Origin of the sequence: Klebsiella sp. R390 (assembly GCF_051131745.1) — a bacterium.
Taxonomy (GTDB): Bacteria; Pseudomonadota; Gammaproteobacteria; order Enterobacterales; family Enterobacteriaceae; genus Klebsiella.
Window position 1 is genome coordinate 5,294,935 of the sequence record NZ_CP180445.1, and the last position, 21,592, is coordinate 5,316,526.

A 21,592-nucleotide genomic window follows, 5' to 3' on the forward strand; every position below is an offset into this window, starting at 1 on the left:
AAGTCGCCGCTTTTACCCCTTAGCTGGATTTACTCGTAAATCATTGTGTAATCAACCTGGGTCGTCACTGTCCCAGGAATACTCGGGCCTGTTGCATAATACTGTGCAAAGTAGTTCAGAGTACCATTCCCAGTGGCAATGCTAACCGGGATATCATTCTGTCCAGTTGCTACAGAAGCACCAACAATCAGAGGCTGACGGTCAGCATTCAGTAACTGAACCTGCACATTTTGAGCTGTATCCTGGATGCTGCTGTCGATATTTAAACGGCCAGTACTGCTGTCAGTAAATGCACCTGGTTCAAAGTAGGTCTGCGCGGTATCTAATGACACACCAGTACAGCCACTGAGTGAAATATTAAATGGCGTCATACCTGCAGTTGCACCAGTAGCAGTAAGACTAGATGATGATACGGTAGGCAATGTTACTGTTGCGTCTGAACTACCGCCATCAACTGAAATGGTACAGGTTGTATCGGTAATTTTCCCATTAATCGTAATACTGCCATCTACCGCAAAGGCCGATGCACTTACTGCTGAAGTAATTACCAGAGCTAATGCTGAAAGAGCATATTTATTGTTACGCATAGAATCACCTATTTTTATGATGTTGTTGCATGATATATCGACAATACTTTTGGAGATTAATAATCAGCCACTCCTTTAAATAAAGAGGTAATACTATCGACGTTGCGTAATGATCATATACAGCCATTACTCAACATGCAATAATAGGAATTTTCAAGTGGTTCGGTTTATTTATTTTAAAATCACTCCTGTGTGTTGGTTTGTGTTTTGATATTTAAAATATATATCAAATTGGATTTTTATATCGACCTTATCGTATAAAAAAACATAAAGTATTGTAAGTTGTCGGTCTTGATCTAGATCAATTTTGACTGATAGCAATAACATCGCTGTAACGACATCGGTGTGTTTTAGGTACAAAAATAAAACGAAACAAAGCTTATTTTGTATGTTTTTACTACCAACATTGAAGCAGGGGGAAAATTCTTTATTTATCCAACGTCATTTTATAAAAAAGCCTTTTATATTAATACATTATACTTATGTAGGAGATGGCGAACATTTTCACAGGAAATATCTTAATGATTGCGGATAGTTTAATGATTTGTTAAATGTTAACTTTTATCGAAATTCACACCGATAGTGGTTTCTCATGAGAAATCAATTTAATGCAACATAATAAACCAGAAGCAAGCTGTGTTTTGTTTACATAAAAACATAATGTCGCTTTTAAATGAAAGTGAGCCGCCGATCACTTAAGTCATTTTTTCTTTTTCGTGAGAAAAATCTTAAGGGTTATGGGTTTTAAAATTGATTTGGTCAATGGTGGTGACACTAATGGTGTTCTCGTGGTGTCAGAAAGAACATATAACTGGTTAATGTTCTGATACTTACGCTTCAATTCCTCATTGCAGACAGATATCCTGTGACACATCGGAAGAGTAGGGTAATGGCGCATCAGACCGGTTCCGAGCTTTTCTGTTGATTGGTAGCAGATCAAAATCCACGTAGCTAAGAATAAATCATAAATACCAGCGAGCTTTCGGCAGGCTAATGTCGGAGCAAAACCGGCGTAACCAGATTGTTAAGCCCGTGGCGGGTCAAGTTTCGCTGCAGCTGTTTGTTCTGGGGTGATCCGAGGCTGGCTGGAATTATCTCCCATCAGTGTTCATCATAGCGACCCAGTAGTCGGCGGAAGTGTCGTCAGAGATCTCAAGCCGGGTTTGCTGCAAGACGTGTGATAAGACGCCGGTCGATAATGTCCTGCAGGATCCTGAATCGGTTACATTGTTCGCGAGAAAACTCCGTTGCGTATGCCGTTATGAGTTTTATGGTATGACAGCAGCGGTCGCTGCAGTGGGACTGGAGTATCGACATGTTCACATTCGGTCAGAGACTGATGTCGCAATTAGCTGCTACAGCTTAAGTGCGCATAATGTATATTATGTTAAATTGCATCTGCATAAGGCACCTCCACAAACCGATAATCAACACGCTGGCAGCTCTGGCCTCCCTCTCGTTTCTGGAATTCACCCAACATAGGTTTTATCACCTGCGATGGTTCATAAGCTCAGTCATCGTAGTTCCCTCTGCCAGTGGCATTCCGCCTGGCGGCCTAACAGCGCCGCAGAATTAGCGGTTAAATAATCCAACCGAAATTCCGCCAGGCGACAACGGCAGCAAAATATGTTCTGCAACGAACCCGGCTCTCAAGAAGTTCGGTGATGAAGATTCTGGCGCAGTTAAAGCAAGGCGGCTATATACAGCTGGAGGATGGCGTGCTGACGTCGCTTAATCATCTGCCGGCAAAATATTAACCGGCAAATCCAGACAATGAAGAAACTACACATTACCTTATGATTTATAAAACTTTAATTTAAACTGCGCGCGCTACGTGAATTCTGCGAGTGTAGCAGGACGGTTATGCGTAAGAATTCACGCAGGCGCCCTGCTCTTATCGACTATTTTTTGCCTTCAGTTCTTCAAGTACCGGCTGATGGCCGTATCGGTTTTACCCCGATAGATTCAGAATCACAGTGCAACGAACCCACATAACCATTTTCAAACAGCATCCTTCCAGATAACAACGTTCCGCATGCTATTTCATACGTCTCCCTCAACATCCGGTGCAAACGGAATGGACGGTAAAACCGTGAGTCAGTGCCTGGAACACTGATTTATCTCCCCGAATTCTGTTATAAAACATTTAATATGATCAGTCTTTTCTTTCTCAGTTCCAGATACGTTCGTGCAATATTTTATCCACAAAAGCAACCTTTTCAGAATTTTACATTTTACCTTTTTCAACTATAATTATATCCCTAATGGGGTTTTCATCATGTTTTGTAATTGTTGTTTGGTTAATGCTCTAAAAGAGCATTTTTTGATTGTAAATCAACTCTTTTGTTAAATAAAATGAACTGGATTATTAACAATAGCATTGTGTTCAGACCAGGTAGTAAATGTTTAACCTCACTGAACGATCCTGATAAAAAAATAATACTGACCTCTCCTGCCAGTCACTGCCTCCTCATTTTGCTGGAAGCCGCTCCAAATATTGTTTCGCATCAAGAGCTTTTCAAAAAAGTGTGGGAAGACAATGGATTGATCGTTCCTGTAAATACCCTGTATCACAATATATCAACCATTAGACGTGGCCTGCGTGATGCCGGTATGCCTGACAATTTTATCATGACTGTCTCACGAAAAGGCTTTCAGATTGCCGAGAACGCGGATCTTCAACGCGTTGATGCATCTGAGTTGGCAGCCTTTGGTGCTCCGATAAAAACCCCTTCACCGCCCAGTTCTGAGGATGTCATTGATGACACGATTAACATACCTTCGGCTGAAGACGGTAGCCGCCATAACTCAGCCGGTTACCTGGTATGTATCATGGCGGCGATAGGCCTGGCTATTTTAGGATCTTACCTTCTCGCCAGCTTTATGAACAATGGCAAGGAAGAAAACTATTTTCGGAACTATCGATTCGTGGAACAGGTTCAAAACTGTCACTTCTTTGTGAAAGATGTCGGACATGAAAATTCGAATGGTTATGAAAATTACAAATCACTCATTTTAAACTCGTCCAATGATTGTAAGAAGTATCCATGGATATACTTCATGATTTCAAGCACTTCTCCGTCAAGTATAATTTTTGCGTGCAAAAAAAACTATCAACAAGCGACGCATCCTGACTGCATAACCTTCTCATTTCGTGAGACATCTGATGAATAAAAAATTAATGGTACTGTCGGTAGCTTGCTTTACTTTTATTGTCATTATTGCGTCTTTAACTTTATTCCTGAATAAAAGTAAAAAGAATGATGGGTGTTCCACGACTATCATTATTTATCAGGATAACTCTAGGTTTAATCTCAATTTGAACTTTATGTATAGTTTAAGCACTATGACCGGAGTGGTGGCTATCAGTGGCATTTATCTTGAAAATGATACCGTGAAAGGAAAAATAAGGCGCGATGTTATCTATAACATCAATGAAAACAAAGATACATACCGCTTTCATTCGGTCAAAATTCAGAAGTTTGACAACATCACGCCAGAACCGGTTACCGATGCTAAGTTAGCAAGCGCACTTCCTGATTTCTATGTTTATCCTGACAAGGATATCAGCTATACCATAACAAACCAGGGAGAGGATGGTTTTATGTTTGTGATTGGTAAAAGGCCGCTCTTCTTTTGTTCTCGATAAATGGGAGCCAGTCATTAACCAGACTCTCCTGCAGAATTCACCTTAACGTATGCCATGATTACTGAACCCTGCCCTCTGCAATTAACGATATTGTTCGTTCTCAACGGCGTCGCGTACTTTAATCAATGCTTTCTGCAAGTTCTCAATCGAGACGGATCCCAGCGCTATCCGAATGGCCTGGGGAATGGTCTGAGCGGTGCAGAAAGGTTCGGCTGTTGAAACCGAAATGTGACTGTCCATCAGAACTTTCACGACACGATCGGCCCGTGACTCTTCGGTCAGCGGCAGCCAGGCAAAATAAGAGCCCGGATGGGTAATACAAGGGATTTCGCCCAGGGTATTTCTGAGCACCGCCTGCCTTTGGCGCGCATCGCGTCGTTTGAGTTCTTCAAAGCGTGCAACAGTGCCATCCTGTATCCAGTTACACACCAGCGTTGTCATCACTGAAGGGGTATTCCATGTCGTTGCCCGGACGGCCCTTTCGATGGCGGAACGGTATGTCTCAGGGCACACAACGGCTCCTACCCGAAGACCGGTGGCGACATTCTTCGAATAGCCTGTGACGTAAACCGTACGCTCAGGCGCGTAAAACGCGATCGGCGGAGGGGGTCTGCGGATCAGGTAGGAATAAGCCGCATCTTCAATAATCAGTAAGTCATGTTCGCGGGCGATAGCCGCCAGCTCTTTTCTCTGCCGATGTGTCAGCACCCATCCAAGGGGATTTTGTAACGTCGGCATGGCATACACCGCCCTGACATGTCTTTTCTGACATAACTGCCTGAGTACGCTGAAATCCGGACCATCACTCAGTGACGGGATCGCGATGAGCTCAAGATGAAACAATTCGGCCAGTACTTTAAACCCCGGATAGGTCAGTGCATCCACGGCCACAACGTCTCCGGGCCTCAGCAGCCCCATGACTGTCACCGTCAGCCCATGCTGTGCGCCATTCACAATCACCACATTGTCCGCTGTCGGTTTAAATCCCCTTCCTGACAGGTGTTCTGCAACGATCTCTCTCTCCGTCTGTCTGCCCGCATGGGGCTGATAACGCAGGTGTGATTCGATATCCCCGGCGGTAGATATCTGCCGGAGTGCGTCACGCAGCAGCTCACCTTGCCCGGGCAGAGCGGGATAGTTGAAGTTCAGATCCAGCACGTCCGTTGCCACGGCATGCTGGTCAATACCATGACCATATGGCAACGAAATTTCCCGAACAAACGTCCCCCGACCGGTTTCTCCACTCACAAGACCCATCGCTTCCAGCTCGCTGTAAACCCGAGTCGCCGTAGCCAGCGAGATATGCTCCTGGGCAGAAAGATGACGATGAGTCGGCAAACGGCTGCCGGCCAGTATTTTCCCGCTGCGAATCATCTCCGCGAAATTATCCACGATGGCTTTGTAACGTGCTTTCATCAAATGTATCCATGACAATAATTTGATTGTATCAGGTTGATGACATTACCATCCGCCCAACAGATGCTCAATCCTGCAGGCAAAACGCCGATAGAGAGGAAAACGTGGTGAATTCAGTGGTACATAAAACAGATCCGAACGCCATTTCCGGCTGGATTAACGGTCTGTTGGGCGTGGTGATTTTTAGTGGCTCATTACCGGCTACCCGTGTCGCCGTACTGAGTATGGATCCGTTCTTCCTGACATTCCTCCGTGCGTCCATTGCCGGGATACTGGCTATCATGTTGATCTTCGGTTTTCGGGAAAAACGCCCGCATGCATCGCAGATCATCCCACTGATCGTCGTGTCACTAGGCGTGGTGATTGGCTTTCCGTTACTGACGGCGATGGCGTTGCAACATGTTACCTCTGCGCACTCGATCGTCTTTCTGGGGCTTCTGCCCCTGACAACCGCGATTTTCGGCGTCCTGCGGGGTGGTGAACGACCTAAACGGGCCTTCTGGATCTTCTCAGTCATCGGCAGCCTGCTGGTGATGGGCTTTGCTCTCTCGCAAGGTGCTTCCGTTTCTCTTACCGGTGATTTACTGATGCTGGCGGCGGTGATTGCCTGCGGCCTTGGTTATGCCGAGGGAGCCAAACTGACCCGTGTACTGGGCGGATGGCAGGTTATCAGCTGGGCGCTGATCCTCTCCCTGCCCTTCATGCTCATCGCTTCCTTGCTCACCATGCCAGCCACGTTTGCCGGCATAGGAGCGACTGCCTGGGTCGCGTTGGGGTACGTATCGCTCTTCAGCATGCTGATTGGTTTTATCTTCTGGTACAAAGGACTGGCGATCGGCGGCATTGCTGCGGTCGGCCAGCTGCAACTGCTTCAGCCTTTCTTAGGCCTGGGTCTTTCGGCCACGCTCCTGCATGAAACCGTCAGTCCCCTGATGGTGTTCGTCACACTTGGCGTCATTCTGTGCGTTATCGGCTCTCGTAAATTCGCCCGATAGGACACCCTCCTCGGAAACCATCCTGGACCGGGGAATGATTATGTCTTTAATAAGGAAGCAAACATGTTTACTGGTCTGAGTGTCTTTCCCCTCACGCCACTTGTGGGAGGCGAAATTCCGTAAAAAAAGATATACCCCAGCCTGCCCGACCGGGGTATCAGCGGAGGCTCTCTAAATATTCTTATCGAAGAAAACGTCTAACTTTTGTACTGCCTGGTCAACGTATTTAGGAACCCAGTACGTCTCAATATGGCTGGCACCATCGATCAGGAAGAGCTCTTTGTCTTTCGTACCTGTCGCTTTAGCGAACGCATCTTCGGTCATATATAGCGTGTCCGCTTTTGAACCGGCAATCATCAACAGTGGTTTATTGATGAGATTGATGTGATCGGTCACATCAAAGTTCATTAAATCCAACAAGCTGCTGGTAGTGTATTTGAACGTTGAATTTGGGTGCGCGTGAGTTTTCCAATAGTACTCATAGCCCTGTCGATATAAGGCAAAGGGTAATTTGGCGATCTGTTCATCTGTCAGATTTGCATCGCCGGAGTAACGCACTTCGCCTCCGGCAGCTTCCTGAGCGCGCGCATCAGAAGCCTGCTGCAGCCGCTGCTGGATAGTATCCAGCTGTGAATCCTGCATACCATTGCGGCGCACCAGGCCTGAATTAAACATGCTGATGGTTGCAATTGATTTGAATCGTTTATCCGTTTCGGCGGCCACAAGTGAATAGCCACCGCCTCCACAGATACCCAGAAGTCCGAGGCGGGAAGTATCAACACCCGGATACTGGCTGAGGTAATCAGCCATGCCGTGAACATCCTCAATACGGTTAGCCGGTTTATCCACACTGCGAGGTATTCCGCCGCTTGCCCCCTGATAAGCCGCGTCGGCGGTAATCGTGATGTATCCCTGCTCGGCGAGGCGCTGGGCATACAGCCCGGCGACCTGCTCTTTTACGCCGCCATTAGGATGAGCGACCACCACAGCAGGGTATTTTTTGGCAGGATCGTAGTTCGCTGGCGTATAGACATTCGCAGCAATCTGGATGCCGTGCAGATCGTATTTCACAGGATGGATATTGACCTTACCTTTAACGTTTTCCGTGATAGCACCGTCATAGGCAAGTGTGAATGGATTTTTTTTGTAATCAGCCGCATTGACTGAAGCCACTCCGGCCATTGCCGTGAGCAGTATTGCACTTAAAAGACTGAACTTCATTGTATCTCCCGTTAATTGTCAGCCTGGCCCTCATGCATGCCAGCAGAATTAAATTTGCAGCCTCAGGTTAGGGATATAGCGCTGTCAGCACCGTGACAGTGAAATAACATTTTTGTCAGGAAGCAGGCGGTGATTACTGGGTATTTATGACAATGCTGTCAGGTTGTCGTCAGTCTGATGTCAGGCTATCTGCGCCAGAATTACGGCTCAGACCAACCGCAGCTAATTGAAGGAATAAAAACAGTGAGAATACAAAAGGTATTTAGCGGGTTTCTGGTGATGATTGTCATCGGACTTTCAGGACAGCCTGCTGTTGCATCAGAGCATTCATCCGCACAGTCCCGCACGCTGATTATCTATTTTTCCCAACCCGAGGAAATGCAACCTGATGCCGTGGACGGTTTTTCCGGAGCCAGCGTATTACAAAAATACACCCCAGAGACCGGTAGCACGCAGTTTATTGCACAGTTGATTCAGAAGCAGACTCGCGGCGATCTGTTTCGCATTGAAACTACCACCGCCTACCCACGCCAGCATGATGCACTGTTACGCGTGGCTGAAAAGGAGCAGCAAACTAAAGCCAGGCCCTTGCTAAAAACGCCGCTCCCGGATCTCAGCAATTATGACACCCTTTACGTCGGCTATCCGATCTGGTGGTACACCATGCCAATGGTGATATATAGCCTCTTTGAGCAAAATGATTTTTCCGGCAAAACGGTTATTCCCTTTACCACCCATGGTGGCAGCCGTTTAGCCGATTCCCTGCGCGAAATTTCCCGCATGCAACCACAGGCCAAATTAGTCACTCGTGCGCTCTCAATCTCGCGCAACGATATATCGAATCCTGATGTCCCTGCGCAAGTAGAGCAATGGGTAAAACAAGTCCAGCCACAGCGTTAATCCATCGAGATGAAGAAAATTTATATTTTTCAGGTCATGCAGGATGCGCTGATGACGCTACTTCTGCTGGTGCTGATGGGGTTTCACCTTCAGGGTGAAATTGTCCATGAGTGGGCCGGGATTATTTTTACGCTGCTCATTATTTTGCACCTATACCTTAACCGGCATCGCCTGTGGTCACTGTCGCCGAGAATTCCGTTAACGATGCGGATAGTGAACAGAGTGATTAACGCAGTGACCTTTGTTGTCATCCTGACGGCCATTATCTCTGGCATGATGCTGTCGCGGCATATCCTCCTGGACCTGCCTTTCCACAACCCGGCGATTTGGGTCAGAAAAGTGCATATGACGTCGGTCCACTGGGGAATGCTGATCCTGGCCTGGCATATCGGGTTGCACTGGAAAATGTTGGCAACATTTTTCTGCCGGGTCCTCAATATCTCCGACAGCTCACGGTTGGCCAATGTGATTATGCCGGGATTTTTTTCGATAATGGCGCTCCAGGGGTTGTACTGGTTACTGCACCAGGACTATCTCGACTACTTGCTGATGAAGGTTGATTTCTCTTTTTTTGATTACGATGAATCCGCCCTGCTTTTTTATTTGCGCTACCTGGCGATTATCGTTTTATTTTCATTAATTACACGGTTGTTGCTTTGGTATTTTATTTTCAGAAAAAGCAAAGTGCTGTCACCGTAATAATCGTTAACTGACACAATTGTCAGGGTGGCGTCAGCCTGTCGACATGACACCCTTATTAGAATTATTACAGGTCATCCTCACCATCGTAGATAAGGACGCTTTTTCATGATCAGACATTTACGTTACCTCGGGCTGTTAGCCCCTCTCTTTGCATTTTCATCCTGGGCTGCAGAGCAACCATCCGCGGTCCATATCGCGCCTGCCGGAAGCCAGAACGCAGTGAATGGGCCAGCGGAAAACTTTACCGGTCGCGTTCGGGTGGATCCTCTGTTCAAACCGGATAACGATATCCAGGTTTCCGGCGCGTATGTCACCTTTGAACCTGGTGCCCGCTCCGCCTGGCATACACATCCGGCAGGTCAGCGACTGATTGTGACTTCCGGTATCGGGCTCACCCAGCAGGAAGGCCAGCCGGTACAGGTCATCCGGGCTGGTGACGTTGTCTCTTGCCCGGCCGGCGTCAAACACTGGCATGGCGCTGCACCGGGTAGTGCCATGACCCATCTGGCGATAACCGGGGTTGTAGAAGGCCAAAGCGTTAACTGGATGGAGAAAGTGACAGATGAACAATACCACGCCCATTAAGGCCTTAACGGCAGCGGTGCTGCTCACCTTTAGTGTTGCTCTCACGGTAAATGCTGCACCCGTTAATCAAGGAGCCGCAGAAATGAACCAGGCACAAACGATTACAGATACGCTGTCCGCTCGTCAGCAGGCTATCCCTTTGATAGCGGCATCAATGGCCAGTAGTCAGATGGATAAGCTGAATGCTGCTTTGAATCAGGGGCTTGATGCCGGTCTCACCATCAACGAAAGCAAAGAAATTCTGGTCCAGCTCTACGCTTATACGGGCTTCCCCCGTAGCCTGAATGCCCTTAACGAACTGATGAGGGTCGTCGATGCACGTAAACAACGTGGCACCGAAGACGTCGTGGGTAAAGAGCCGGTCGCCCCCGTCCCCGTCGGAGATGAGCTGCGTCGTGTCGGTACCGCAAACCAGACCACCATCTCAGGCGCTCCCGTCCGCGGCCCTGTGTTTGATTTTGCGCCGGTCATTAATCAATTTCTGCAAACGCATCTGTTCGGCGACATTTTTGCCCGCGATAACCTTGACTGGCAAAGCCGCGAGCTGGCAACGGTTGGCGCATTAGCGGCCACACCAGGCGTTGAGGCACAGCTGCTATCGCATACGCGAGCAAGCATGCGGGTCGGTCTGACGGCAGCCCAGCTGCGCCAGCTGGCGCGGGTATTGCGTGAACATGGCGAAGCGGATGCGGCGACACGGGCTGAAAAAGCGCTGCAGCAAGCGCTTGCGAGCAAATAGAGGGATTGGTTATGGAACATGATCCCACCCGCAGAATGCTGATTACCGCACTTGCCGGGCTGACGCTGGCAAACGTCTCCCTGGCACCTGCTGCTACGGGGAACGCAAGCCTGCTCGGCACAAGCCGCATTCTGGTGGCGTACTTCTCTCGCAGCGGCAACACTCGGGTGATTGCGGGCGTCATTCACCGCAGCCTGAATACCGACCTGTTTGAAATCGAACCGGCCACGCCTTATCCGGAAGACTATTTTCAGACCGTTGAACAGGCAAAAAATGAGCGCCAACGGGGCGTAAAACCGAAATTAAAAAATAGCGTCGCCGACATTTCGCGTTATGAGACCGTGTATCTGGGCTTTCCCATCTGGGGGACCAGCGTGCCTCCCGTCGTGCAATCGTTTCTGAGCAGCCATCACCTTGCGGGCAAATTACTCATCCCGTTTATTACTCATGGTGGTTACGGAAAAGGAGACAGCGACGATATCCTGGCAGGACTGGCCCCCACTGCCCGCCGCGAAAAACCGCTGGTCATTGAATGCGATCAGGAGCGAAGAACCACAGAAACCGTCGCCAGTTGGTTAGAGGCAATTCGCGGCTAATCGTTCGTATTCATGAGCCTGACAAATAAGGGCAATCAAGGGTACTAACGAATTAACGCCGGCAACTCAGATATGATTTATCGGCAAACATAACAGAGGATGTCATCTTGAAGACAATAGTAAAAACGCTGGCTATCTGCGTGATGGTAAGTGGCCTGATGGCGCAGTCGGTGTATGCCGAGCCATTGGTCATTCAGGAACAAGGGAGCTTTTCTGCAGGCGGTACCATCATCACGGCACCGGGAACATTTGATGCGAAAAAGCCGTTGGATTCTGCCGGTCAAACTTATCATGGCGATCATGCTTCGGTGTTCTACCAAATTCCGGAACATCCGCATAAATACCCTATCGTCATGCTGCACGGCGCCGGTCAGTTCTCCCGTACCTGGGAAAGTACCCCGGATGGCCGTGAAGGGTTCCAGAACATATTCCTGCGTCGCGGATTCTCAACCTATCTTGTCGATCAACCCCGTCGGGGCAGCGCCGGGCGCACGACCGTAGAAGGTACTGTGACGCCAAAACCGGATGAGCAGCTGTGGTTTAATCAGTTCCGTGTTGGCGTGTGGCCAGAGTATTTTAAAGGCGTCCAGTTCTCTCACGACAAAGAAGCGCTGAATCAGTATTTCCGTCAGATGACCCCGAATACCGGGCCGTTTGATATCAACGTTATCTCTGATGCGATGTCCGCTGTCGTGGATAAATCCGGCCCGGCGATCCTCTTCACCCACTCACAAGGCGGCGGACCGGGCTGGTATACAGCGATGAAAAACGACAAGGTCAAAGCCATTGTTGCCTTTGAGCCCGGCAGCAGCTTTGTCTTCCCGGAAAATGAGCTCCCTGCCCCGATGCCCAGCGCATTCGACACGCTGAAGGGTGAGCCCGTGCCGATGGAACAGTTTATGGCGCTGACTAAAATCCCGATTCTGATTATTTACGGCGATAACATACCGGATAAGCCTGTTGCCATGCCCGCGCAGGACAGCTGGCGCGTACGTCTGGCAATGGCTCGCGAGTGGCGTGACGTGGTGAACAAGCACGGTGGGGATGTAACGGTGACGCATCTACCTGAGGTCGGCATCAAAGGAAATACCCATTTCCCGTTCTCTGACCTTAATAATGTGCAGATTGCTGATGTAGTTAGCCGATTTATTAATGATAAAAAACTCGATTAACTAGCTGAATAAAGGGAGCAACAACTGCTGCTCCCTCGGGCCTCGCTGACACGTTATCGGTTAGTCCGGATTTCTGCTGGCGAACACCTCTTTAAAGACCGGTAATGCCGAGAAGATAGTTGGCCAACCTGACACAAAGGCTAACTGAGTCAATATCTCTGAGGCCTGAGTCTGGGTCAGGCCATTATCCATGGCCCGGTTCAGATGATAAGGCACCTGGGCTACCTGGCCGGCCGTCACCAGTGCGCTTACCGTTACCAGACTTCTGTCGCGTGGCGCCAGGCCAGGCCGCAACCACAGGTCGAGGAATAGCGCCTCAGTCGTGTACTTCACCACGCCCGGTGACACCTTGCCAAAATTTGACCCGACCAGTGTGGCTCGTTTGTTTTCCGTCTCTTCATCCAGAGGGAGAAATTCCACTTTCTCACCCGGCAATGACGTCATATCAACATGACGATGCACAAAAACGTTATGTACAACCAGCGCCGCAGCGGTAGCATTTGGCCAGCCGGCGTAAAATGCCAGGTGGGTAATCGTCTCCGCTATTTCCGCGGGCTTCACGCCACTATCCAACGCGACGTTAAGATAATGGGGAAGTTCTGCCCTGTCGTTACGGCTGATTAGCGCCGCAACCGTCACTAAACTGCGGTCACGACGGGATAATTCCGTGCGATTCCAGAGATCATTTTCAATAAATCGCTCAGCATACGCAGCCATCGCGGGCGCGACCTGGGCTACAACGCTATTCGTATTATCTTCGGGTTTCATTTTGAACTCCTGTTTGGCGTGGTCTAATTTAAATCAATCGTGAATTTTTACGCCAAGGCAACCACGCACAAACTCAGGGTTAAAGTGTTTTACCGATTCACCAACATAACCTAAATCAAGAGCGCTAATTTGTGCCATTTCACCGTCGGTCAATGAAAAATCCCAGATGGCGATATTTTCTGTAATACGGTGCTGATGAGTGGATTTTGGGATAACCGTAACGCCGCGTTGAATATTCCAGCGCAATATAACCTGAGAAATTGATTTTTGATGCGCGTCAGCAATATGCTGGAGCACTTTATTCTCAAACGGATTATGTCTTCCTCCGCCTAATGGTGCCCAGGCCTCTGGCTGAACCCCATAGTATTTCATTGTTTCCAGCGCCTCGGGTTGTGCAAAGTAAGGATGCAGTTCAACCTGATTGACCATGGGTTTGATTCTGACGGTTTCACAGAAATTTGTTAACACGTGAGCATAAAAATTGGAAACACCAATGGCCTTAAGCTTACCTTCGTCGTAAGCATCTTCTAATGCCCGCCACGCGCTAAAATAGTCACGCATCGCCTGGTGCAATAAGTAGAGGTCAAAGTATTCAAGTCCCGACTTTGCTAACGACGCCGCGATGCCTTTTCTTGCCGTATCGTAGTTAGCCATGTCCTGAACCCATAGCTTTGAGGTAATAAATAACTCTTCACGTGTACATAAGCCTTCAGCGATCGCCTCACGAACTGCGTCGCCTACCGCATCTTCGTTGCCATATACTGCGGCAGTATCAATAAGGCGATAACCGGCGCGGATGGCCGTTAACACTGACTGTTTGCACTCGTCTTTGTTGGTGACCTGAAAAACACCAAAACCCGCCATCGGCATTTTAATGTTATTGCTTAATACTGAAAATTCCACTGTGAGTACCTCCACCCTGTAAGAGCCTTCATTTTAAGATAAAAAGCTCACCTCGATTAGTAGGCCAATTGCGAATGCATTTGTGCAAAAAATTCATTAATGAACAGACCCATTATTCTGGATGTGAACATTTTTAGCGGACGTTCTACAAAACCTGGTTACGGGTAGCGTGTTTGAGCAGGCGCATACTCCCGATGTACATCCAGAGCAGAACCAGCAGCATTGCTGCCCCGGCCACCACTTTCAAACCGCTGATAAGTTCTCCGGTCCCGATGGTATTGATCACCAAACCAAACAGTGCCACTCCGGTAACGCCTCCGACCTGCCGGGCGCATGCAAAAAGCGCGGAGGCAGACCCAGCATCAGCATCTCTGGCCTCAGACAAAATGAGCGTTGCCATGACGGGCGTACCCAGACAGGTGCCCCCACCCAATAACATGGTGGGAATGAAAATCTGCCACAGAGTCCAGTTATCATTGAGCAATAATAAGAGGCTGAACCCGACGAAACTCATTACTGCACCAGTGACAACCAGCGTTTTGATGTTGAAAAAACGCGATAACCAACCACAGCTAAAGTTGACCAATGCCGTAAACAGCATCATTGGCAGGAAAGCGAAGCCAGTCTGAAAAGCATCCAGTTTCATTTCACTTTGAAAGAAAATGCTCAAAATGAAAACAGAACCATAAAACACTAAATTACAGATAAAACCGATTAATAACGCATTGATGATCATCGGGTTTTTAAGCACTGAAGGTGCCAGTACCGGTATTACTGCTCTTCTTTCGGACGAAACGAATAGCCAGAGAGCGATCAAACCTGCCGCTAATGGTAAAAGAGTCACGGTACTCATCAACCCGTATCGCCCGGCCTCTGTAAGGGCAAACGTCATTAGGCCCAGCGTCAACGCCACCAGCAATTGACCGCCAAAATTAAATTTTTGCTTCGAAGATGTACTTTCTGGGGCAAATTTTAGGGTGATAATTATGCAGAGAATCCCTACCGGCACATTTATAAGAAAAATACTTTTCCAACCCATTAGCTTTATCAGCGTGCCTCCGAGTATCGGCCCGGCTGCCAGAGAAAAACCTCCTGAAGCGGCCCACATCCCTACGGCGTAGGTACGGGTGGCGGGATCCGAAAAATAGAGTTTTATCAATGTCAGAGAGCACGGAACCAGCAGTGCTGCACCAATGCCTTGTATTCCCCGAAAAAGATTGAGCGTCAGCAGACTGGGCGCGATTGCGCAGCCAACAGAGGCGCTAATAAAAATCGCTACCCCCGTTATGAATATTTTTCTGACACCATAACGTTCGCCCAGGCGGCCTGAACTCAATAAAAGAGCGGCAAACAAGAGAGAATAGGTATTAATGATCCACTCGAGATCTGCAATATTGGCATGATAGGCCTGGCGAAGTGCTTCCAGGCCGACGTTGACGATGCTCACATCCAACTGAACAATAATAAAACCCAGGCAGACTGCCGTGGTGAACAGCCGGCTCTGAACACTCATATCAGTGCGCATTATATTTCCTGTATGTAAGGAGTGAAATTGACGATTCAGACAGAAACACGCTTTACGCTGTTTCAATGATTGTCATACTACGGCATTGCTGGTAGCTTTTTAATAATCAATAGTCGCACTGTTTTTATCGAGAGTCTCATGGATCCGTTATCAGATGTCCTTCACCTGCTTTCAGCTAAGAGCTACATTACCTCCGGATTGACCGCGACAGATACCTGGGGCCTGCATTTTCCGGGCTTTGATGGACTTAAATTCTTTGCTGTGCAAAAAGGAAAAGCCCGTTTCCGGACTGATGAACAAACTGAGTGGCATACGTTGCAACAAGGCGATGGCATTATCCTCACCCGACTGCAGGGCTTTGATCTGACGACCCTGGGAAGTGAAGTGACAGGTGAATCTGAAGACACGCCATATATTCTGTGCGATGGCATCGCCAATTACGGCGGGGAAGCATTGATGATGATTGAAGGGATCCGAAGTTGGTTAAGCAGAAGTGATTCCAGCCATCAGGGCTGGAGCAGCGCGCTTCGCGATCATCGGATCATGAAGGTATTAAGCGCAATACATCATGAGCCTTCACGCAGCTGGCGGTTACCTGAGTTCGCCGAAATGGCTGGTATGTCACGCGCGGGGTTCGTCCGCCGTTTCTGCCAGCTCACAGGCAGTACCCCTCTCAATTACCTTACCGACTGGCGAATGCGCCTTGCCAGCAAAGCGCTCAGGTCCTCTCAGACACCGGTCGGTCAGATTGGTTTTTCTTTGGGTTATGGTTCAGAGAGTGCTTTCAGCACGGCATTCAAAAGAGTTTACGGCTGTTCGCCGCTGGAACATCGGCGGGAGGCTTAAAATGGGCCATCCCCCGCTGCGGGTCAGCAATCCGCACAAAAGAGCACAAAAGAGAGGATCACGGCCGTTTAAAGTTTTTCGGTAAGCTCGTGCTTGTAATCATTTAACACAGACAGTATTTCATGCAAATAAGCGTCTTCATTGCCTTTCTGCCAGGCAATGCTGAGTGGTAAGCCTTTGATTGTTTCTGGAAGCGCTAACGGTATGTATTTAATATTTTCTCTGTTCATTGTGTTGTAGGATGAAGGCACCACCGCCAGACCTAAACCTGCAGCAACCAGGCTCAATATAGTCTGTTTCTCTTCAGCAAACTGAGCGATATGCGGTGTCAGGCCCGCATGTTTATACAAACTCATGGTCAGATCATGGCTATGCGGCCGGGTCCGACGATCGGGAATAATGATCGGTTCATGTTTAAAGTCTTCGATTGTGACTGCTGATCTATCGACTAATGAATGATTCAGCGGCACTGCCAGAACACAGCTTTCCTGAGTAATAAACTTGATATCAATCGACGCATCTATAATTTGCGGTGCACGAATTAAAATGATATCCAGCCAGCCTGATTTTAATTTCGGCAACAGGTTGATGGTCTTATCTTCGATGATATGAATGTCGCTGGTTGGGTGTTTGGACAAAAAACGATTGAGTAACGCCGGAACTAATCCGTGCGCTGCGCTATCAATCGCACCAATACGAAATGTTCGTCGCTCGTCTTTCGCTCTTTTTTTAAAACTCATCGCCAACGCATCAAACTGGTCGATAACTTTACAGGCCTCATCGATAAATAAAGCCCCTTCTGAGGTTAACGAAACGTTACGTGTTGAGCGATTTAACAACCGTACGCCGAGGTCTTCTTCGAGCAGGCGAATGAAGCGAGAAAGTGACGCAGGCATCATTTCCATTCTTTGGGCTGCCCGACCAAAATGGAGTTCTTTACCCACAATCACAAAGCAACGTAGTTGATTTATATCCATTTTTATCTCGGAAAAGCATTATTCATATAGTTTATATAATCTACTTCGGCTGATCTGACAAGCTAAAACTGCATACTGGAGTTGATAACAAAAAACCAACACAACCCTACACAATCTGGAGCAGGTTAATATGAACTCTCAACTCGAAAAAAGGGTAATGCGTAAAATAACGCTGCGCATTATTCCCTTTATCATGCTGCTGTACTTCATCGCATTTCTCGACAGAGTCAATATTGGTTTTGCCGCACTAACGATGAATCAGGATTTGGGATTCTCGCCGACAATATTTGGTTTTGGGGCAGGTATCTTCTTTCTTGGTTATTTTCTCTTCGAAGTACCATCGAATTTAATATTGCATAAAGTCGGTGCTCGTATCTGGATTGCCCGAGTAATGATCACCTGGGGATTAGTCTCTGGTTGTATGGCATTCGTGCAAGGCACAACCAGCTTCTACACGCTGCGTTTCCTGCTCGGCGTGGCTGAAGCTGGTTTCTTCCCTGGCATCATCCTTTATCTCAGCTATTGGTTCCCTGCTGCAAAACGCGCTCAAGTGACCGCGATATTTATGGCCGCCGCGCCACTGTCTACTGCATTAGGGTCCCCTATTTCTGCTGCCTTACTGGAGATGCATGGCCTGCTCGGTTACGCGGGCTGGCAATGGATGTTTATTCTTGAAGCGATTCCAGCTGTCGTGCTCGGTGTCGTCGTACTTTTCTTCCTGACTGACCGTCCGGCTAAAGCCAAATGGCTGACGGATGAAGAGCGCGAGTGGTTAGAAAACACCATGCAGGCGGAACAGATGGCTACGGCGGCAAAACAAAGCCATACCAGTGCATGGCGTGGTCTGGCCGATATACGAGTACTGGCGTTGGCGCTGGTCTATTTTGGCACCTCTGCAGGGTTATACACGCTGGGGATCTGGTCACCTCAGATCATTAAAAGCTTCGGTGCGTCGTCATTGGAGATCGGCTTCCTCAACGCTTTCCCGGCAATATTCGGCGTCATTGGCATGATTCTGTGGGCTCGCCACTCAGATCGCACGAAAGAACGCAGTTGGCATGTGATTGGTGCCTGCTTACTGGCGGCAGCAGGACTAATTTACGCTGGCAGCGCGGGCTCCCTGTTCACCGTGATCGTCGCACTAACGCTCGTCACCGTTGGGATTAGCGCATCCAAACCACCGTTATGGAGCATGCCAACGGTATTCCTTAGCGGTCCTGCGGCGGCTGCAGGGATAGCAACCATTAACTCCATCGGTAATCTCGGCGGGTTCGTTGGCCCAATGATGATTGGTGTCATTCGCCAGCAAACCGACAGCTATACCTGGGGACTCTACTTTGTTGCCGGGCTGCTGACGCTCTCAGCCATGATTGTTCTGATTCTTTCTATTAAGGGGAATAAACCGAAAATGGTAGATATTCCCCATCCTCATACCCATAGCCATTGATCGGAGAAATACCTATGCGTAACTACAAAATTGCAGCCATTCCTGCTGATGGTATCGGCCCGGAAGTCATCTCAGCCGGAGTTGAAGTATTGCATGCGCTTACCCGGCACGATCCGCAGTTGAAGTTTGATATCCAGACCTTTGACTGGGGCTCTGACTATTACAAAAAACATGGCGTGATGATGCCGGAAGATGGATTAAGTACGCTGAAAAAATTCGATGCGATTTACTTCGGTGCGGTGGGTGCACCAGATGTGCCTGACCACATCACGCTGTGGGGGCTGCGACTCCCTATTTGTCAGGGTTTTGATCAGTACGCCAACGTACGCCCGACTAAAATTTTGCCGGGCGTTACTTCGCCCCTGCGCAACCGCGGCCCTGGCGATCTTGATTGGGTTATCGTGCGTGAAAACTCTGAAGGCGAATATTCCGGTAATGGCGGCCGGGCACACCGTGGTTTACCGGAAGAAGTCGGTACCGAGGTGGCGATTTTCACACGTGTCGGCGTCACGCGAATTATGCGCTATGCATTCAAATTGGCGCAGTCTCGTCCGCGTAAACTCCTTACCGTAGTGACGAAATCTAATGCCCAGCGTCACGGTATGGTGATGTGGGATGAGATCGCAGCTGAAGTGGCTCAGGAGTTCCCGGATGTACAGTGGGATAAAATGCTGGTTGATGCCATGACGCACCGCATGACTTTGCATCCCAGCACGCTGGATACCATCGTCGCAACCAACTTACATGCCGATATCCTGTCTGACCTTGCCGGCGCGCTGGCGGGCAGTTTAGGTGTCGCACCGACCGCCAATATCGATCCAGAGCGCCGTTTCCCATCGATGTTCGAACCGATACATGGTTCAGCATTTGATATCACAGGAAAAGGTATTGCGAATCCGATAGCGACGTTCTGGACAGCAGTGCAGATGCTTGAGCACCTGGGCGAACGTGATGCAGCAGCGCTTATCATGGAAGGTATCGAGTACGTATGCGAGAACGGAATTCTGACGCCCGATGTCGGTGGAACTGCCAATACCGCTGATGTTACACACGCTTTGGTGCATTTTATCGAAGCTAAAGTACACCTATCTGAGACCGCGTAATCATGAGAAATGAACAGGCTGCAGAGATCCTGCGGGATATTTTTCAACAGGCCATTGATAGTGCCCGTCCAGGGCCAGTCATTCCGCCCTCTCTGCCAGAAAAACCCAAAGGTCGATGTGTGGTCATCGGTGCAGGTAAAGCATCTGCTGCCATGGCCGCGGCAGTGGATGCAGCCTGGCCGGATGTGGAGGTTAGCGGCGTAGTCGTAACGCGTTACGGCCATGCCGTACCCGCCGGTAGGATCCGCATTCTGGAAGCGGCGCACCCGGTATCGGATTCGATGAGCCAAACGGCGGCCATGCTGATAGTCCAGGCTATTTCAGATTTGTCCGCCGACGATCTGGTTATCGCTCTGATTTCAGGGGGCGGCTCAGCGCTGATGGCTTTGCCTGTGCCGGGTCTTACCCTTGCTGACAAGCAGGAAATTACCCGTGCTTTGTTGCATAGCGGCGCCAATATCAAAGAGATGAATTTAGTCAGGCGTCATCTTTCTGCGGTCAAAGGCGGTAAGCTCGCATTACTTGCCCAACCTGCACGCCTGGTGTCATTGATCATCAGTGATGTCCCCGGCGATAACCCCACAGATGTGGCTTCCGGGCCGACGATTGCGGATAACAGTACTCCCGCCGATGCTCTCAACGTGCTCGAACGGTATCGTATCTCTGTTAGCGAGACGGTGCGGAAGGTTCTGTTGTGCTCTTGCGATCAACCTTCCTTTCCTCGTAGTCAGGTGAAAATGATTGCCACTCCTTCAATGGCGTTGCAGGCTGCGGCGGAGTCAGCCCGACAGCATGGTATTACGCCACTGATATTAGGAGATGCTATTGAAGGTGAAAGCCGTGAGGTCGCTATCGTGATGGCGGGAATTGCGCAGTCAGTGAAGGCCTATGGTCATCCCGTTAAAAGGCCTGCCATTTTGCTTTCAGGGGGTGAGACGACCGTTACTGTAGGCGCGGGCAAAGGCGGAAAAGGCGGGCGTAATACCGAATTTCTGCTTAGCCTCGCCTGTTCCTTACAGGGTGAACCCGACATCTGGGCTGTGGCTGGTGACAGTGACGGTATTGATGGTACGGAAGACGCGGCCGGAGCATTGATTTATCCCGATACACTGTCACGAGGAAACCATCATGGCCTCAATGCCAGGGAATATCTGGATGCACACGATAGCTATAGCTACTTTCACTCAACGAATGACCTGATTATCACAGGACCAACGTTAACCAACGTCAACGATATTAGAGGGATATTAATCGTCTGAATACTCTGCTCTCTCTTTGGGAGAGCAGAACTGTTAGTTTTTAAATCTAGTAAGGAGCGCCTCGGATCCTGACGTCAGAAATTCGCCTCAATGGTCTCATTCAATATTTAAAGCTCGGGATCGTCATTTCGTGACGTACCTGAAACTAAACGCCACGTTCGTTAATCCTCCAGCCATCACCTGAGCCGGGAGTGCCAAATGG

General features: G+C 48.9%; 21 protein-coding genes. 14 read left to right on the plus strand and 7 right to left on the minus strand.

What is annotated here, in order from left to right:
* Positions 1-29 precede the first annotated feature (29 nt).
* On the minus strand, positions 30-587 hold the full coding sequence (locus tag ACMYSP_RS24790) for a fimbrial protein (protein WP_434584719.1): 558 nt from the start codon (positions 585-587) through the stop codon (positions 30-32).
* Between the two features lie 1,631 nt (positions 588-2,218).
* Here ACMYSP_RS24790 and ACMYSP_RS24795 point away from each other — a divergent pair.
* The 3 genes from ACMYSP_RS24795 to ACMYSP_RS24805 all read left to right on the plus strand — a co-directional run bounded on the left by ACMYSP_RS24795 (position 2,219) and on the right by ACMYSP_RS24805 (position 4,236).
* The gene (locus ACMYSP_RS24795) at positions 2,219-2,344 is read left to right on the plus strand and encodes a helix-turn-helix domain-containing protein (RefSeq protein WP_434587311.1); all 126 of its coding nucleotides are present in this window, start codon (positions 2,219-2,221) and stop codon (positions 2,342-2,344) included.
* Positions 2,345-2,942: 598 nt separating this feature from the next.
* Positions 2,943-3,761 (plus strand): winged helix-turn-helix domain-containing protein, encoded by an 819-nt coding sequence (locus ACMYSP_RS24800; RefSeq protein ID WP_434584721.1) that lies wholly within the window; start codon positions 2,943-2,945, stop codon positions 3,759-3,761.
* Positions 3,754-4,236 carry a hypothetical protein gene (locus ACMYSP_RS24805; protein WP_434584722.1) on the plus strand — a complete coding sequence of 161 codons (483 nt, stop codon included), beginning with the start codon at positions 3,754-3,756 and terminating at the stop codon, positions 4,234-4,236. The genes ACMYSP_RS24800 and ACMYSP_RS24805 overlap by 8 nt, the downstream gene beginning before the upstream one ends.
* 81 nt (positions 4,237-4,317) lie before the next feature.
* Here the strand turns inward: ACMYSP_RS24805 and ACMYSP_RS24810 are convergent, their stop codons facing one another.
* The gene (locus ACMYSP_RS24810) at positions 4,318-5,652 is read right to left on the minus strand and encodes a PLP-dependent aminotransferase family protein (protein ID WP_434584723.1); all 1,335 of its coding nucleotides are present in this window, start codon (positions 5,650-5,652) and stop codon (positions 4,318-4,320) included.
* 104 nt (positions 5,653-5,756) lie between these two features.
* Here ACMYSP_RS24810 and ACMYSP_RS24815 point away from each other — a divergent pair, with 104 nt between their 5' ends.
* The gene (locus tag ACMYSP_RS24815; RefSeq protein ID WP_434584724.1) at positions 5,757-6,647 is read left to right on the plus strand and encodes a DMT family transporter; all 891 of its coding nucleotides are present in this window, start codon (positions 5,757-5,759) and stop codon (positions 6,645-6,647) included.
* A 171-nt stretch (positions 6,648-6,818) separates the two neighbouring features.
* Here ACMYSP_RS24815 and ACMYSP_RS24820 read toward each other — a convergent pair whose 3' ends face one another.
* Positions 6,819-7,868: an alpha/beta hydrolase gene (locus tag ACMYSP_RS24820; protein WP_434584725.1), complete on the minus strand. Its 1,050-nt coding sequence runs from the start codon at positions 7,866-7,868 to the stop codon at positions 6,819-6,821.
* A 234-nt stretch (positions 7,869-8,102) separates the two neighbouring features.
* On the opposite strand from ACMYSP_RS24820, the gene ACMYSP_RS24825 reads away from it, so the two are divergent.
* The 6 genes from ACMYSP_RS24825 (at position 8,103) to ACMYSP_RS24850 (ending at position 12,562) form a co-directional block, all read left to right on the plus strand.
* Positions 8,103-8,768, plus strand: a complete 666-nt coding sequence (locus ACMYSP_RS24825; RefSeq protein ID WP_434587313.1) for a flavodoxin — start codon at positions 8,103-8,105, stop codon at positions 8,766-8,768.
* A 51-nt stretch (positions 8,769-8,819) separates the two neighbouring features.
* A complete protein-coding gene (locus tag ACMYSP_RS24830; RefSeq protein WP_434584726.1) occupies positions 8,820-9,467 on the plus strand; it encodes a DUF4405 domain-containing protein in 648 nt (215 codons plus the stop codon).
* Positions 9,468-9,575: 108 nt separating this feature from the next.
* Positions 9,576-10,055, plus strand: a complete 480-nt coding sequence (locus ACMYSP_RS24835) for a (R)-mandelonitrile lyase (RefSeq protein ID WP_434584727.1) — start codon at positions 9,576-9,578, stop codon at positions 10,053-10,055.
* Positions 10,033-10,794 (plus strand): carboxymuconolactone decarboxylase family protein, encoded by a 762-nt coding sequence (locus ACMYSP_RS24840; protein ID WP_434584728.1) that lies wholly within the window; start codon positions 10,033-10,035, stop codon positions 10,792-10,794. The genes ACMYSP_RS24835 and ACMYSP_RS24840 overlap by 23 nt, the downstream gene beginning before the upstream one ends.
* An 11-nt stretch (positions 10,795-10,805) precedes the next feature.
* Positions 10,806-11,390: a flavodoxin gene (locus tag ACMYSP_RS24845; RefSeq protein ID WP_434584730.1), complete on the plus strand. Its 585-nt coding sequence runs from the start codon at positions 10,806-10,808 to the stop codon at positions 11,388-11,390.
* A gap of 107 nt (positions 11,391-11,497) precedes the next feature.
* Positions 11,498-12,562: an alpha/beta hydrolase gene (locus ACMYSP_RS24850; protein WP_434584731.1), complete on the plus strand. Its 1,065-nt coding sequence runs from the start codon at positions 11,498-11,500 to the stop codon at positions 12,560-12,562.
* A gap of 60 nt (positions 12,563-12,622) precedes the next feature.
* On the opposite strand, the gene ACMYSP_RS24855 is transcribed toward ACMYSP_RS24850, so the two are convergent.
* From ACMYSP_RS24855 to ACMYSP_RS24865, 3 genes are all read right to left on the minus strand, one after another.
* On the minus strand, positions 12,623-13,330 hold the full coding sequence (locus tag ACMYSP_RS24855) for a carboxymuconolactone decarboxylase family protein (protein WP_434584732.1): 708 nt from the start codon (positions 13,328-13,330) through the stop codon (positions 12,623-12,625).
* A 33-nt stretch (positions 13,331-13,363) separates the two neighbouring features.
* Positions 13,364-14,233: an aldo/keto reductase gene (locus ACMYSP_RS24860; protein ID WP_434584733.1), complete on the minus strand. Its 870-nt coding sequence runs from the start codon at positions 14,231-14,233 to the stop codon at positions 13,364-13,366.
* Positions 14,234-14,378: 145 nt separating this feature from the next.
* Complete coding sequence (locus ACMYSP_RS24865) at positions 14,379-15,758, minus strand: MFS transporter (RefSeq protein WP_434584734.1); 1,380 nt, start codon at positions 15,756-15,758, stop codon at positions 14,379-14,381.
* A gap of 138 nt (positions 15,759-15,896) precedes the next feature.
* On the opposite strand from ACMYSP_RS24865, the gene ACMYSP_RS24870 reads away from it, so the two are divergent.
* On the plus strand, positions 15,897-16,604 hold the full coding sequence (locus tag ACMYSP_RS24870) for an AraC family transcriptional regulator (RefSeq protein ID WP_434584735.1): 708 nt from the start codon (positions 15,897-15,899) through the stop codon (positions 16,602-16,604).
* A gap of 68 nt (positions 16,605-16,672) precedes the next feature.
* On the opposite strand, the gene ACMYSP_RS24875 is transcribed toward ACMYSP_RS24870, so the two are convergent.
* A complete protein-coding gene (locus ACMYSP_RS24875; RefSeq protein ID WP_434584736.1) occupies positions 16,673-17,581 on the minus strand; it encodes a LysR family transcriptional regulator in 909 nt (302 codons plus the stop codon).
* Between the two features lie 130 nt (positions 17,582-17,711).
* Here ACMYSP_RS24875 and ACMYSP_RS24880 point away from each other — a divergent pair, with 130 nt between their 5' ends.
* Genes ACMYSP_RS24880 through ACMYSP_RS24890 form a run of 3 tightly spaced genes read left to right on the plus strand, consistent with a single transcriptional unit; the run spans position 17,712 to position 21,390 of the window.
* Entirely contained in the window at positions 17,712-19,028 is a 1,317-nt protein-coding gene (locus ACMYSP_RS24880) for an MFS transporter (RefSeq protein ID WP_434584737.1), read from the plus strand.
* A 14-nt stretch (positions 19,029-19,042) separates the two neighbouring features.
* Positions 19,043-20,131: a tartrate dehydrogenase gene (locus tag ACMYSP_RS24885; RefSeq protein ID WP_434584738.1), complete on the plus strand. Its 1,089-nt coding sequence runs from the start codon at positions 19,043-19,045 to the stop codon at positions 20,129-20,131.
* A 2-nt stretch (positions 20,132-20,133) separates the two neighbouring features.
* The gene (locus tag ACMYSP_RS24890) at positions 20,134-21,390 is read left to right on the plus strand and encodes a glycerate kinase type-2 family protein (RefSeq protein ID WP_434584740.1); all 1,257 of its coding nucleotides are present in this window, start codon (positions 20,134-20,136) and stop codon (positions 21,388-21,390) included.
* The last annotated feature ends 202 nt before the right edge of the window (positions 21,391-21,592 follow it).